General features: G+C 62.8%; 9 protein-coding genes. 2 read left to right on the top strand and 7 right to left on the bottom strand.

Annotated features, from left to right (window positions below; translation table 11 throughout):
• Positions 1-3 precede the first annotated feature (3 nt).
• Positions 4-1572 carry an ArnT family glycosyltransferase gene (locus tag OHL13_RS17970; RefSeq protein ID WP_263411494.1) on the top strand — a complete coding sequence of 523 codons (1569 nt, stop codon included), beginning with the start codon at positions 4-6 and terminating at the stop codon, positions 1570-1572.
• On the opposite strand, the gene OHL13_RS17965 is transcribed toward OHL13_RS17970, so the two are convergent.
• The 3 genes from OHL13_RS17965 to OHL13_RS17955 form a co-directional block, all read right to left on the bottom strand.
• The gene (locus OHL13_RS17965; protein ID WP_263411493.1) at positions 1573-1920 is read right to left on the bottom strand and encodes an MmcQ/YjbR family DNA-binding protein; all 348 of its coding nucleotides are present in this window, start codon (positions 1918-1920) and stop codon (positions 1573-1575) included. It abuts the gene before it with no gap.
• Between the two features lies 1 nt (position 1921).
• Positions 1922-3508 (bottom strand): DHA2 family efflux MFS transporter permease subunit, encoded by a 1587-nt coding sequence (locus OHL13_RS17960; RefSeq protein WP_263411492.1) that lies wholly within the window; start codon positions 3506-3508, stop codon positions 1922-1924.
• A gap of 64 nt (positions 3509-3572) precedes the next feature.
• Entirely contained in the window at positions 3573-5084 is a 1512-nt protein-coding gene (locus tag OHL13_RS17955; protein ID WP_263411491.1) for a GH39 family glycosyl hydrolase, read from the bottom strand.
• Positions 5085-5174: 90 nt separating this feature from the next.
• On the opposite strand from OHL13_RS17955, the gene ada reads away from it, so the two are divergent.
• On the top strand, positions 5175-6233 hold the full coding sequence (gene ada / locus OHL13_RS17950) for a bifunctional DNA-binding transcriptional regulator/O6-methylguanine-DNA methyltransferase Ada (protein WP_263411490.1): 1059 nt from the start codon (positions 5175-5177) through the stop codon (positions 6231-6233).
• A gap of 59 nt (positions 6234-6292) precedes the next feature.
• Here ada and OHL13_RS17945 read toward each other — a convergent pair whose 3' ends face one another.
• The 4 genes from OHL13_RS17945 to OHL13_RS17930 all read right to left on the bottom strand — a co-directional run bounded on the left by OHL13_RS17945 (position 6293) and on the right by OHL13_RS17930 (position 14334).
• On the bottom strand, positions 6293-6778 hold the full coding sequence (locus OHL13_RS17945; RefSeq protein WP_263411489.1) for a Rid family hydrolase: 486 nt from the start codon (positions 6776-6778) through the stop codon (positions 6293-6295).
• A 69-nt stretch (positions 6779-6847) separates the two neighbouring features.
• Positions 6848-8443 (bottom strand): flavin monoamine oxidase family protein, encoded by a 1596-nt coding sequence (locus tag OHL13_RS17940; RefSeq protein WP_263411488.1) that lies wholly within the window; start codon positions 8441-8443, stop codon positions 6848-6850.
• Between the two features lie 232 nt (positions 8444-8675).
• On the bottom strand, positions 8676-9581 hold the full coding sequence (locus OHL13_RS17935) for an Fpg/Nei family DNA glycosylase (RefSeq protein ID WP_263411487.1): 906 nt from the start codon (positions 9579-9581) through the stop codon (positions 8676-8678).
• Positions 9582-9600: 19 nt separating this feature from the next.
• Positions 9601-14334, bottom strand: a complete 4734-nt coding sequence (locus tag OHL13_RS17930) for an Lhr family helicase (RefSeq protein WP_263411486.1) — start codon at positions 14332-14334, stop codon at positions 9601-9603.
• Positions 14335-14389 lie beyond the last annotated feature (55 nt).

Here is a 14389-nt window from a genome sequence, read left to right as displayed (position 1 = left end):
CTCGTGAACGGAAATTATCGTGGAGTTCGATGGGCGATCCTGGCGCTGGCAGCGGTCTTCTTCGCCCTGCACGCCGTCCACCTGAACGCGGACTTCCCCAACCATTCCCCGTGGATGGACTGGGCGAAGTACACCGATGAAGGCTGGTATGGCGACGCAGCCATCCGCTATTTTCTGCGGGGCAACTGGTATGTCTCCGGAGACTTCAACCCGGCCGTGGCCCTGCCTGTCTGGCCCCTTCTGGAAGCAGGCGTCTTCTCCATCTTTGGCGTCAGCCTGGGCACCGCTCGCGGACTCGCCGTAGGCGTCTTCGGCGCCATCCTGATCGTGACCTACCTGCTGCTGCGCCGTATGCGCCAGGGATCGCTGGTTCCGGCCATCGCCGTTCTGCTGCTCGCGGTCAGCCCGTTCATCTATGCCTTCAGCCGGCTGGCGATCCTGGAGCCCCTGCTGATTCTGCTGACGTTGCTCGGCCTTTATGCCGGATCGTTCCTTTCCCCCCAGGCGAAAGGACTCCCCCGCTGGCTGCCCACCATCACACTCGGCATCATCATGCCGCTGATGGTGCTCACCAAGACCACGGCCGTCTTCCTCCTGCCGGCTATCTTCTGGATGATTTTTGCCCAATCCGGCTACCGCTGGCGCTCCGCGCTGCGCTTTGCCCTTCCGGCCGGAGCCATCTCCGCAACCCTCTGGGCAAGCTACTTCCTCATCTTTGTCCGGCCCCACTACCTGGCCGACTACCGCTACCTGTTCAGTGCCAACCAGTACACCAGCTTCCAGAAAGAACCCCTCTGGAAGGTCATCGCCAATACCTTCCGCGATGGCATGTGGATGGGGCGCATCTCCTACCTTCTGGTTGCCGTCGCCATCGCCGCCGTCGTACTGACCCATCGCAAGGCATGGCGAAACCCGCTCTATATCTCGCTGCTGCTGTGGGTCGCCGGATACTTCTTCTTCCTGGCGTACCACAACAACCTGCAGCCACGGTATTACCTGGTGGTTGCGGTTCCGCTCACTATTCTTCTGGCCATCTCGCTGACGCTGCTTTCAGAGGACCGTGCCTGGGTGCGCGGCGCCGCGGCAGCAGCCCTGGCCGTCGTAACCATCCGTGCCGGCATGGAGACGCTGCACTACGTCCGTACGCCGGAGTACACCTACCTGAACGCCGCCAAGCGTATCCGGTCGACGATTGACGCCGATCCGCGTGGCAACCACCTGGTACTCTCCATCTCCGGCTCCAACCTCGCCCTGATGACCGGCCTTCCGGCCATCTGCGACGACTTCGGCACCATGGACCTGGACAAGCGCGTAGCCGCCTACAAACCGGGGTGGTTCATTGCCTGGAATATCGTCGAAGACGACAAGATGGACGCCCTCGCGCCGCTCTATAAGCTGACCCGCGTGGCCGAATACCCCGCTCTCGACGACCCGGAGCGCAACCTTCTGATCGTCTACCGGCTTGACCCGAAAGACGAGCCAAAACCGGTGAAGAAGCCACGCAAACAACCGCAGTTCATGGCCACCTCTCTCTCAGACGGCAAAGCCAAGGTCTCGCTGGACGACGAGTAGCTAGCGCTTCTTTCCCGTCTTGCTGTTCTTCTCCACACGCAGACGGTGTGCCGTTTTCAACGCCCCGCGAAGCTGGTCTTCGGTTGCAGCCGACAGCACGATGTGCGTCGCTCCGTTGCGCCCCCATCCGCCCGCGACCGGCAGAAAAATCTCCGGCAGCTCTTCCACCAGCGGCTGCTGCGTCTCCGGGGTAAGCATCAGGTTGCCGTAGCCTTTGGCCTCATGCGCCAGCGTTGCGAAGATGCGGCCACCCACGCGGAAGTCCGCTGCCCCCATGTGGGAGCTTTCCTCCACACCAGGCAGTGCGATCGCGATTCTGCGAAAGTCCGCCGGAGTCATGGCCAACATTCTAGTGCGCTCCGGCCGGCGGCCCCTTGCCCTTTACCTTTTGGAAGAACCAGACGATCACCACGCACACGATGCAGAGCAGCGACAACAGCCGGAAGACATCCACAAACGACCAGTACATTGCCTGTCGTATGAGCTGTTGATAGAGCTGCACATTCGCTCCCGCAGGCGCATTCGCCGGGCCAAGGAAGGAGTGCGTCAGGGCCTCGCGTGTTGCCTGTACGGCCTGCTGGAACTCCGCCCCGGTAATGGGGACAAAGTTGATGATCTCGTTCTGATGCAGCGCGGCGCGGCGCACCAGCAGCGTCTGCGCAATTGAAATCCCAATCGAGCCGCCGACGTTGCGCATCAGGTTGAACAGCCCCGACGCATTGCCGATCTGGTCATTGCGCAGCGTTCCATAGGCCATGGTGCTGATGGGCACAAAGACAAACGCCAGAGCGATGCCTGTGATGACGATGGGCCAGAACAGCGTCGTCGGAGAAACATCCAGCGTGATGTTGCCGAAGTAGAGCGTCGTCAGGCCGAATACCAGGAAGCCGAGCGTGAGCAGGATGCGGTTGTCGATCTTCGAGGAGATACGGCCGATGACAAATGACCCCAGGATGGCTCCCAGGCCGCGCGGAGCCACAACAAGCCCGGCCGTAAATGCCGTGTAGCCAAGCAGCTCCTGGTAGAAGAGCGGCAGCACCGTTACGGTGGAATAGATCGCCATGCCGAAAAGCAGGATCAGCACACTGCCCACGGCGAAGTTCCGGTTCCTGAGAATCTGCAGGTCCACCAGCGAATCCTTTGACCGCCACGAGTGAACGAGAAACCACGCCAGCGCCGTCACCAGGAACAGCGTTGCCCAGCGCAGCCAGATAGCTCCAAACCAGTCATCCTCCTGTCCCTTGTCCAGGATCACCTGCAGGCAGCCGGTCCATACCACCAGCGTGCCGAAGCCGATCCTGTCAAAGCGCGGCACACGCGCCTTCGCAATGTACGGCGGATCGTTCACAAACCGGCCGATCATGAACAGTGCCAGCAGGCCCACCGGAATGTTGATGTAAAAGGCGTAGCGCCAGGAATAGGTATCCGTCAGCCAGCCGCCCAGCGTTGGCCCGATAACCGGGGCCACCACCACGCCCAGCGCGAAAACCGCCATGGCCGCGCCGCGCTTTGCGGGCGGAAAGCTCTCCAGCAGAATGGCCTGCGACAGCGGCTGCAGTGCGCCACCGCCCGCACCCTGGACGACGCGAGCCAGCAGCATCAGCGGCAGTGTCGGGGCGGCTCCGCAGAAGAAACTGGCAATGGTGAAGATGCCCACGCAGCTCATCAGAAAGCGCTTGCGGCCGAAGCGCAGGCTGCACCAGTTCGACGCCGGCAGAACGATGGCGTTCGACACCAGGTAGCTGGTCAGCACCCATGTGGCCTCGTCGTTCGAGGCCGACAGCGAGCCGGCGATATACGGCAGCGCCACCGCCGCAATCGAGGTGTCCAGCACCTCCATGAAGGTGGCCAGCATGACCGACGCAGCAATCAGCCACGGGTTCACACCCTTGGTCACAGCACCAGATTGGTCTACCGTCGCTGCGGCAGTCGCCATGCTTCCTCTTCGATCAGGGGTAAGGTTCAGGACGAATCCTGAGGCTCTGCCAGCTTAGACCCGTTTACCGCGAAGCAGGATGCTTCTCTGCCGCAATCTTCACCAACAGCAACGCATTTGGCGCAAGCTGCAGATGGACGACGCCCTGGGTGAGCTTCGTGCGCTCCGGCTCACCCAACGCCGTTTTGCGGTTCAGCTCCCCTGCCTGCGCTGGCGTGGGACTTACCGGGCTGCCCATGGCCTTGTAAAAAGGACCCACGTTGCCGTGTGCCTCATCCACGCGCTGCACCGTGACCTCGGCGTTTGCGGGAACGCCTTCCACCTGCAGCGTCACAGCGCGGCTCACCGGCTTCGCCTCGGGATCGACCAGGTTCCACACCACAATCGCCAGGCTACCGTCCGCCAGCCTGGTAACGATGGCGTGCTTCGAACTGTTCGAGATTCTCTGCTCGCCCAACTGGTGCAACAGGGCGAAGTCATAAAACGCAGGCTTGTTGATGCCGCCCATGGCCCGGATACCGAACTGCGTAAACGGAGCCCGCGCCGGGCCACCCTCTTCGAAGACCTCGGAGAAGGTCCAGAAGGAAAGATAGTCCACCTTGCCATCGGCCTCGCGAATGGTATTCGCCAGTGCAGGACCGACATACGGCGTCTCCCGCGCATCGCGGGCAGGATAGACATTCCACTCCGTCCACAGGAGCGGCAGGTGAGGTGCTGCCGAAGCATCAATCTCGCGCCGCACCTTCGCAATCGCCGCGGCCACACGGTCCTCCGGTGCAATCACCTCGTCCGTTCCCAGCAACCGCTTCACCGGCTCGTCCGCATATCCATGGGTGGAAACAAAATCCACCGGCACCTTGTTCTGTGCGCAGAAGGCCAGGAACTCCGGCACCCACGCAGCCGCCGCGGTGGCCGGACCGCCCACGCGCAGACGCGGGCTCGCCGCCTTCAGCGACCGCGCCGTGTTGGCATACAGGTCAAAGTAGGTTTCGTCACGCGGAACGCCTCCCCAGAAGTCGATGTTCGGCTCGTTCCACACCTCGAAGTACCACTGCGCTACCTCTTCCGTTCCGTAACGCTGCACCAGGTGCCTCGCCAGCGCCGAGATCAGGTCGTTCCACCGCTTCATATCCTTGGGCGGCGAGACATTCTGCTTGTACCAGAACGGATGCAGTGCATCCGGATTGAAGGCGAGCTTCTTCGGCATGAAGCTCAGCTCCACCACCGGCTTGACGCCCTGCGCCAGAAGGCCGTCGTAGATCTGGTCAATGTAGTTGAAGTTGTAGACCGGGTTGCCGTGCTCATCCTCGTTGTAGACACCCAGCTCGTCATGCAGAATGGCGTGGAAGCGCAGGTACTGCACACCTGTAACCGCATGCACCGCAGCCAGGTCGTCACGATAACTTTGCCGCAACGCCAGCACCGCCCGGCCGGAGCCGAACATCTGCTCCCAGAAGTGGGGAAAAGGCTTCGCCTCCGCGTGTGCGTCCACACGCACCACCTCATCCTGCTGCGCCACGGCGGAGGAGACCATGGCACAGCCCAGCAGCAATCCGAGTACAAATCGACGGCTCATACTCCGGACTTAGATGCCAAACTTTGACGGCAAGAAACGGGGTGTGGCCACCTGCCGCTCCGTTGCACGATACTGCCTATGAACCTTGCCATGGCATTCCGCCCCTCCATCCCGGCCGCCGTACCCGACACCCGCTGGCAGCAGGTGCTGGACCGTGACCCCGCCGCGCCATTTTTCTACAGCGTCAAGTCCACCGGCATCTTTTGCCGCCCCTCATGCCCCAGCCGCCGCCCCTCGCGCGCGCAGGTCGACTTCTTTGCCACGCCAGCCGAAGCCATCGCAGCCGGATTCCGCGCCTGCAAACGCTGCAGGCCAGACGAGCCACTGCTCGACCGCTTTCTCACCCCAGTAACCCGCGCCGCCGAATACCTGACCGCGCACAGCGGACAGACCGTCACCCTGGACCACCTGGCTCGTCTGACCGGCACCAGCACCTTTGCCCTGCAGAAGAACTTCAAGCGCATCCTCGGCGTCACGCCGAAGGAGTTCGCCGCCGCCCGCAAGCTGGATCGCCTGCGCTCGCAGCTGCCGAAGAACCGCGTGACCGACGCCATCTACGAGGCCGGATTCTCCTCCCCCAGCCGCATGTATGAGGCCGCCAGCGCTCTTGGTATGACGCCCGGCGAGGCGCGCCGCGGAGCCGAAGGACTCGCCATCCGCTTCACCACCAGCGAGTGCTCCCTGGGCCTCGTGCTTGTCGCAGCGACACACAAAGGCATCTGCTCTATCGCCTTTGGCGACTCCTTGTACCAGGTGGAGACTGATCTGCGCTCCCGCTTCCCGCACGCCGCGATTGAGTCCGCCGAAGACGACCCGCTGCTGACCCAGGGCGTCCGTTTCGTGCTGGCGCAGTTGCGATCGGCTCCGCATGAGCTGGACCTGCCGCTGGACCTGCGAGCCACCGTCTTCCAGCAGCGCGTCTGGAAGGCCCTGCGCGAGATTCCTCGTGGCGAAACCCGCAGCTATGCCGAGGTGGCCGAGTCTCTGGGCCAGCCCACCGCCACCCGCGCCGTGGCCCGTGCCTGCGCCACGAACCCCGTGGCGCTCGCCGTCCCCTGCCATCGCGTCGTGGGCAGCAACGGCAAGCTCACTGGCTATCGCTGGGGTGTCGACCGCAAGAAACGCCTCCTGGAGATCGAAGGCCTCTAATTTCCCCTCAGACAGCAAAAGGCCGGCTTACGCCGGCCTTTTCCGTTTCTGGGCAGAGCTTACTTCTTGCTCTTCACAGCAATCACTTCGATCTCAAGCAGAGCACCGGGAGCCACCAGGGCAGCTACCTGCACAGCCGAGCGGGCCGGCTTGTTCGGCTGATCCTTGGTGCCGAAGTACTTGGAGAACTCGCCATTCATTTCCGCGAACTCCAGCTTGCCGGTCTTCGGGTTGGCAGCCAGGAAGACGGTCGCCTTCACCACGTCACCCGTGGTCAGGCCCTGGGCCTTCAGAAGGCCGTCGATCTTGGCCAGGACGCTGGCGGCCTGGGTCTTCATGTCGCCGTAGTCAGCCGGGGTGCCCTTGGCCGGGTCGGCCGGGGTTACGGGCGAAGGCAACTGGCCGGAGAGGTACAGCGTGTCGCCGGCCCAGACGCCGGTGGCGATAAAGCCCTTGTCGTCCTGGATGTGCTTCACAGGGGTCTGCGCATGAGTGGCGGTTGCGGCAGCGGCGGTCAGGGCGAGAGCGAGGAACATCTTCTTCATGGAAATCTCCTGATACATCAGTACCAAAATACAAGGGCGAGCCGTGAAGGCCCGCCCCCTGTGTTTCGTTTAGGCAGTAACCGTGCTGGAGAGCTTGCCGCCGAGGCGGGCAGACTTCACATGGTCGCTGATCATCTGGATGGCGCGGCGTCCGCTGGCTGCGGCGCCTTCCTGCCAGCCCACCACGTGCGAGGTGTGGTCACCGGCAAAGTAGATTGCGCCGTCGTTCTGCGTAATGGTGGCGTAGTCGGCCTTGGTGATGGCGCCGATCCACGAACCCTCATTCCACTTCACATGCTTCCAGCCGTTGAAAACCGGCTTGGAGACCAGCTTGCCGCCGCCGGGGTGCATCTTCTCAATCGACAGGCGCGAGGACTCGAACTTCTCCTGCAGGCTCAGCTTGTTGAAGCCGTCGATCGTCTCGTCCTGGTAGCCGGCGCAGATCATGGCCGGGCCTTCGCTGAACATGCCGTTCGACGGATACCAGATCGGCTGCGGTCCCTTGGCCAGGAAGCTCAGGCCGCCGTAGATGTTGTAGTCCTTCTCCCAGAAGCGGGTCGTTGCTTCCCACGGCACCTTGTACGAACCGCGGTAGGAGTCGGCGCCACGGGCGACCGCGGCCTTTACCGCGGGCGACAGGTCAGCTTTGATCTTGTTCAGGATCGTCAGAGGCATGGCGCAGACGCAATAGTCTGCCTCAATGGTGTGCTTGACGCCTGCCGTCTCATAAGCAACCTTCACACCCTTCTCGGTCTTCAGGATCTCCGAGACAGGCGAGTTGTACTTGACGATCAGCGGTCCGAGCGACTTGGCCAGGGCATTGGAGATCTGCTGCATGCCGTTGACCGGCTGGAACATCGTTGCCTGCCAGTCCCATGCCTCTTCGTACAGCTCGGCGTTCCAGAAGTTGCCGTCCAGAAGGTCGTGCATCGTAATCGGCTGACGGTTGATGATCATGTCCTGCGGGCCGGCGCCAGGATACTGCGTGATGTCAGCACGGTCAGAACCGGTGTACTTGTTCTTGCCGTCCAGCGGTCCCCACAGGTGCATGATGTCGGCCAGGCGCTCGCGATCCTGCTTGGTCAGCTCAGAGTCCAGGGCGCCGCCGTTCAGGGCCTTGGTCAGCAGCTCGGCCACTTCGCCGCGGGTGTCGTTGATGACCTTGCGCTGCGTGTAGGGCTTGCCGCCGTTCACCTTGTCATTCTGCAGCAGGGTAGAGCGGGAGGTGTTGACGCAAACCTCCATGGGAACCTTCAGCTCACGAACGTAGCTCAGGATGGTGCCATGTACCGACGGAATACGGGCGGGACCCATGTTCCAGTACAGGCCAGGCGACCAGGTCACATTCTGCTTGGTGCCGTCCACGAATTCGATCACATCCCCGCCACGGGCCGAGTAAGCACGGCCACCGGCGCGGCCACGGGCTTCCAGAACGGTGACCTTGTATCCAAGCTTGCGGGCCTCATACGCGGTAACCAGACCGGCCACACCGCCACCCAGAACGACAATGCTGACGCCCTTGCCGGCTCCGGAGGTAGCCTTGACCGCCTCTGCCTCAACTTCTTTCATCGGCATCAGGCCGAGAGCTTGCATGGTGACAACTGCAGCACTGAAACCGCCAGCCTGCCCTACGCGCGTAAGGAAATCGCGCCGTGTGATACCCATGGGATTAGACACTCCTTTAGTTGCGACGACCTTGGAGATAGAGAACAGCATCCACGTGAATGGACGAATCCCCCACGCGGAAACCAAAGACTGTAGCCCGAATGTCCTAATCGTATCGCAGAGCAGAGGCAAGATGAATGATTGAATAATTGAATAGTTGAATGAAAACGAAGAAGGGTTGAATGAGCGACCGAAGAATGCCTGAATCCCGCTGAATCGCTCAGTTTGCCCCTTAACAACTGGTCCGGCGCGAGAGCTTCTTCACCGCCCAGCCCTCCGGTTCCACCTCGCTTCCCTTCCAGGGCTGGCAGTTCGGGCACCAATATGTGGAGCGTGCCTGCACACCCTGCTTGCGGCTCAGAATGGTTGTTCCGCAGCGGCGGCAGGCCTCTCCCGCCCTGCCGTAGACCCACAGACGCTCCTCCTGGTCGGCGCGGTGCGTGGTGCGGCGGCTGCCGGTGTAGGTTACGATTCCGTCGCCGGAGCCATCCCGCACGTTGGTCTGCATGTAGCGCTGGGCATGGTCGGCAAGGGCAAGCATCTCCCCTTCGGTCAGCGTGTCCATGCGGCGGAAGGGATGGACACCCGCAGTGAAGCAGACCTCGGACTTGTAGACATTCCCCAGCCCCGCCATCACCCGCTGGTTCAGCAGAACAACGGCGACCTCGTCTTCCGGGTGGGAAACAGCGCGTTCGGCAAGACGTTGCTGCCCGGTCTGCGGTGTAAAGGATGAGTCAAGGAGATCGGGGCCAAGTTGCGGAATCGCACTGTGCCGCGCCAGCGAGCGGGCGGTATGGAACTCCGCTACCGGAACGTTGAACGCGACAGCCTCAAAGCCATCCACACCAATCACCACGCGCATCGCCTTGCGCGGAAGCCACCACTTCTCTCCGGTGCGATAGATATGCCAGGAGCCGGACATCATCATGTGCGTAACAAGAATCAGGTCACCGGAGAGGTACATCAACAACCACTTGCCACGCGATTCCACCTTTTCGACCATGCGGCCGGTGATTGGCGTGTCGTCCTGCACACGCTGCAGCGGAGCAAGTGCGGTCTCAAAGCGTATGACCGCCTTCCCGGTGAGGGCTTTTGCAAGAGCGCGGGCTGAGCGGAAGATTGTGTCGCCTTCAGGCATTGTCTGGTTGGATGGTTGGCTAGGTGGATGGTTGGCTGATTGCCCGCTGCACTTGCGAAAGCTGCCTCCGCAGATTGAACCCCATCGGCGCAGCTACAAACCCCGCTTCCAGCAATACCTTCGCCATTACGCTTTCCGCAACAGGAACACCGTTGACCATAGCGATCAACATCCCGGCACGCGAGCGGTTCTCGTCGCCCTCTTCCCTGCGGCCCACGACCTCCGCAAAGAACTGCGCGATTTGTTGCGCGGTCTGCGAGCGGGCCGGTTCTTCTTCCGGCAAAAAGACCTGGATGCTCGGGTTGCCGCGGCGCAGGTACGCGGCCAGCGAGCCATCGCACAGCACCACACGCGCGCCGACGGAGCGTGTCAGCGTACTCGACGCATCGGGCGCGGCGGGCCAGCGCAGCAGTGTGCCATAAGGATTCGCCGGGTCGGTCGCCGCTAGAAGCAGCATCTCCGGCTCGTCGTGCTGCACCTTGTTGCGCAGCGTCCGCAGCAGGTCCAGCGCGGCGGGCAAAGCGAACTGCACAGCGCCGAGATCGGCCGCAAAGTAGCCGCGGCGAATCTTGCCAGACTCCTCCATCGCCTTCAGCACGTCATACACCGCACTGAAGCCACCGGGCAGGTTCTCCGCGTGGGCCGTCTCGCGGAAGACGATGCCGTAGCGCGCCAGCAACTGCTGCGCGATGGCGTGGCTCCACGATGTCGCGCGCGCCGCCTGGTCCGCAAAGGCAATCGCATTCAACGCCCACCGGCCCTGACCTGTCGGCGGAGTCGTCCTTCGCGATCGGAAGCCGGCCTGCTGGTTATGCACCCGTCGCGCAGGCTGACGCGTGGTCGTGGGTCTCTCGATATACGCCCGCAAGGCATGCAGCGAATCGTTGGTCACCAGCCCCTTCCAGACGAGCGACCACAGCGCCTCCAGCAGATCACCGGGATATCCGCCTCCCGTGCCTTCGAGCAGTTGCGCAAAGAAGGTCGCGCCACGCTGTTGCAGGAGGTCGACGACAAGCTTCTCCTTCTCCGTCAGCTCCGGCAGCGGACGCGGCATCCACAGCAGCGGCAGCTTGTCCGAAAGGAAAAGTCCGAGGCGGCCATCGCGCTCGCCCAGCGGCTCCAGACCGGTCCAGATGACCTCGCCTGCGGCGATGAGCGTATCCAGGTCGGCGGGCTTGTAGGTGCCGATGCGCGCGGGAAGGATCTCGCTCTCAAGCAGCGATGCAGGGACCGGCGCGCCCTGCAGGTTTTCCACGGCGTCCAGCACGGCATCCAGCCCGCGCCTCGGTGTAACCACTCCCTGCCACTGCGTGAAGAACCGTGCGAGCGTACGTTGCTCCACCGGCTCCACCTCGCGGCGCAGCTTCGCCAGCGATTTGCGACGGATGGTGCGCAGCACCTCCACATCGCACCACTCGCGGTGCGATCCCTCCGGACGGAAGCCGCCTTCGACCACGCGGCCCGCCTGCACCAGCCGCTGCAATGTCGCTTCCACCAGCGGCTCCGGCAAGGCAAAACGCTTTGCGGCTTCGGGCGTAGTGAACGGCCCATGCGTGCGCGCGTAGCGGCGGACAAGGTCCAGCAAGGCATCCTGCGTCTTCTCAAGAAACGCCGACGGCAACCCCGGCGGCAGTGGAATACCAAGAGCATCGCGATAGCGTCCGGCATCCTCCACCGCAATCAAACGCTTGTCGCCTTCAAGGCCGATCTCCAGCACGCGACGCGACTTCTTCAAACGGTCCACGGCAAGCGCCACCTCGGGCGAGACAACCCGTTCCAGCAACTCCGCCGGACGAAGATCGCCCAGGCGCAACAGAAGATCGTGCACTCCATCGGCATTGCGCGCGCGGTAGCCTTCGGCACGAAGCTGCAACTGATCTTCTGTTTCAGAGATAGCCGCCGCATCCAGAAGCTCCCTCAGGTCGGCATCGCCCATCAGCTCGCGAAGCTGGTCCTGGTCAATGCTCAGCGCCTGCGCGCGTCGCTCGGCCAGAGGAGCGTCCCCGTCGTAGATATAGTTGGCCACGTAGCTGAACAACAGCGCCGAGGCAAAGGGCGAAGGAGTGCGCGAGTCCACAGTATGCACGCGTAGATCGCGACGGCTGACCAGCGTAAGAATCTCGCGCAGCGCAGGCAGGTCAAAGACATCGCGCAGGCACTCGCGATAGGCCTCCAGCAGCATAGGGAACTCGCTGTAACGCGACGCCACGGCCAGCAGGTCATACGCGCGCTTTCTCTGCTGCCACAGCGGAGCACGGCCATCGGCGCGCCGTCGCGGCAACAACAAGGCACGGGCCGCTGCTTCACGAAACTTTGCCGCGAACAACGCAGTCGAGCCAAGCTGCCGCATCACCAGATCGACCGCCTCCTGCGGCTCCGGCAGAAGCTGTTCAATGGCAGGCGGCTCGTCCGTCTCCGGAAAACGCAGGACGAAGCCGTCCTCGCTCCACATGGTCTCCACATCTGGCCCGCCTGCGGCCTTGATCTTCGCCGTCGCCGCCATGGCCCACGGAGCGTGAATGCGCGAACCAAAGGGCGTGAGCACACAGACTCGCCAGTCGCCCAGTTCATCGCGGACACGTTCGATCACCACGTTGCGGTCATCCGGAACAACGCGCGTGGCTATCTCCTGGTCAGCCAGGTAGCGCAGCACATTCTCCGCTGCCATGGGGTCCAGATCATGCTCCCGCGTAAGCCGGTTGATGGCCACCTGCCGTGGCGTATCGCGCAGTTCGCGGATCAGCTGACCGATGCGCCGGCCAAACTCCAGCGGCCGGCCGGCCTGGTCGCCGTGCCAGAAAGGCATCTTGCCTGGCTCGCCCGGTGCCGGTGAGACAAGCACGCGGTCATGCGTGATCTCATCGATGCGCCAGGTGGAAGCGCCCAGCACAAAGGTGTCGCCGGTTCGCGACTCAAAGACCATCTCCTCATCCAGTTCGCCCACGCGGATCGGCTTGGCGCGTTCGCCCGAGAGGAAGACACCATATAGACCACGATCAGGAATCGTCCCCGCATTCAGAATGGCAATGCGCTTCACGCCTTCGCGCGGTGTAAGCCAGTTGGTGGTACGGTCCCATGTCAGGCGCGGGCGTAGCTCGGCGAACTCATCCGAGGGATAGCGCCCGCTGAGCATATCCAGCACGCCATCAAAGCTGGCTCGCGAGAGCGAAGCAAAGTTCGCACACCCGCGAATCAGCGCATACAGCGCGTCATAGTGAATTGCTGGCGGGTCCTTCTGTTCCCTGTTCCCTGCTCCCGATTCCCTCTCCCTTGGCGGCTGCGCAACGATGGCGACGATCTGCTGCGCCAGCACGTCCAGGGGATTGCGCAGAAAGCGCGTCGACTCCACATGGCCCTCGTGCATGGCACGCGTCACAGCAGCACACGCGACAAGATCAGCACGATACTTCGGAAAGATCACACCCTTCGACGGAGCTCCCACCGTGTGCCCGGCGCGGCCAATGCGTTGCAGCCCGCTGGCCACCGAGGGAGGAGCTTCAATCTGGATCACCAGATCGACCGCGCCCATATCGATGCCAAGCTCCAGCGAAGACGTTGCAACCAGCGCCTTCAGCTTGCCCGCCTTCAACATCTCTTCAATCTCGCTGCGCTGCGAAGCCGCAAGGCTTCCATGGTGCGCGCGTGCAACGGATTCACCCGCAAGCTCGTTGATGGCGCCTGCGAGCCGCTCCGCAATGCGGCGCGCATTTACAAACAGAATCGTCGACTCATGCTGACGGATGATCTCCAGCAGGCGCGGATGAATCGACTGCCAGATGCTCGTCCGCTTCGGCCCCTGCGATGCCGGACCACTGGGCAGATCGTCGATCTCTCCCAACCGGGCCATATCCTCAACCGGCACTTCCACGCGAAGCTCCAGCCGCTTGCGCGCCCCCGCGTTGACGATAGTGACGGGACGGAAGGCGTTGGCTGGTTGGCTGGATGGCTGGTTGTCTAGTTCGCCATCGAATTCGTCGTTGTCATCCTGAGGCGCAGCCGAAGGACCTGCTTTTCCCACTCGCAACTCAGAACTCCCACCTCGCAACGGCTCCTCGGTCCCGCCCAGGAACCGCGCCACCTCTTCCAACGGGCGTTGCGTTGCACTCAGGCCGATGCGCTGCAACCTGCGTCCACATAAAGCCTCCAGCCGCTCCAATGATAGCGCCATGTGCGCCCCGCGCTTGGTGGGCACCAGCGCGTGAATCTCATCGATGATGACCGTCTCCACCGAACGCAGGGCCTCGCCGGCCTCGCTCGTCAGCAGCAGGTACAACGACTCCGGCGTTGTGATCAGGATGTCGCCGGGATGGCGGCGAAAGCGGGCGCGTTGTTGCTGCGGGGTGTCACCCGTGCGGACGCTGATCACGGGCTCGTAGAAGTCCACGCCCATCTGCCGCGCCTGGTTGGCGATGCCGGCGAGCGGAGAATTCAAATTGCGCTCCACGTCCACGGCCAGCGCCTTGAGCGGAGAAAGGTACAGCACCTTCACACCGGTTCCCTGCTCTGCCGGCGGCGTGCGCAGCATCAGCCTGTCCAGGCACCACAGAAAGGCGGTCAACGTTTTGCCAGTGCCGGTGGGTGCAAGAATCAGTGTCGACTCACCACGTGCAATGGATGGCCAGCCCTCCACCTGCGGTGGCGTAGGACCGTCGAACACAGCGCGGAACCATGCCGCCGTGACCGGATGAAACAGATACAGCACATCGTCTTTTCCAGGTGCGTTGCCGGAGGCAGATTTCTTCGAGCGGGCCATGCGTTGTCTCTATTAGATGCCGTCTGAGAAGGAATGACGAGCCCGTCTTCCCGGG

This window comes from Terriglobus tenax (genome assembly GCF_025685395.1).
GTDB classification, from domain to species: domain Bacteria; phylum Acidobacteriota; class Terriglobia; order Terriglobales; family Acidobacteriaceae; genus Terriglobus; species Terriglobus tenax.
Note: the sequence above shows the minus strand (reverse complement) of the source record. Positions and strands in the feature narration are given on the sequence as shown.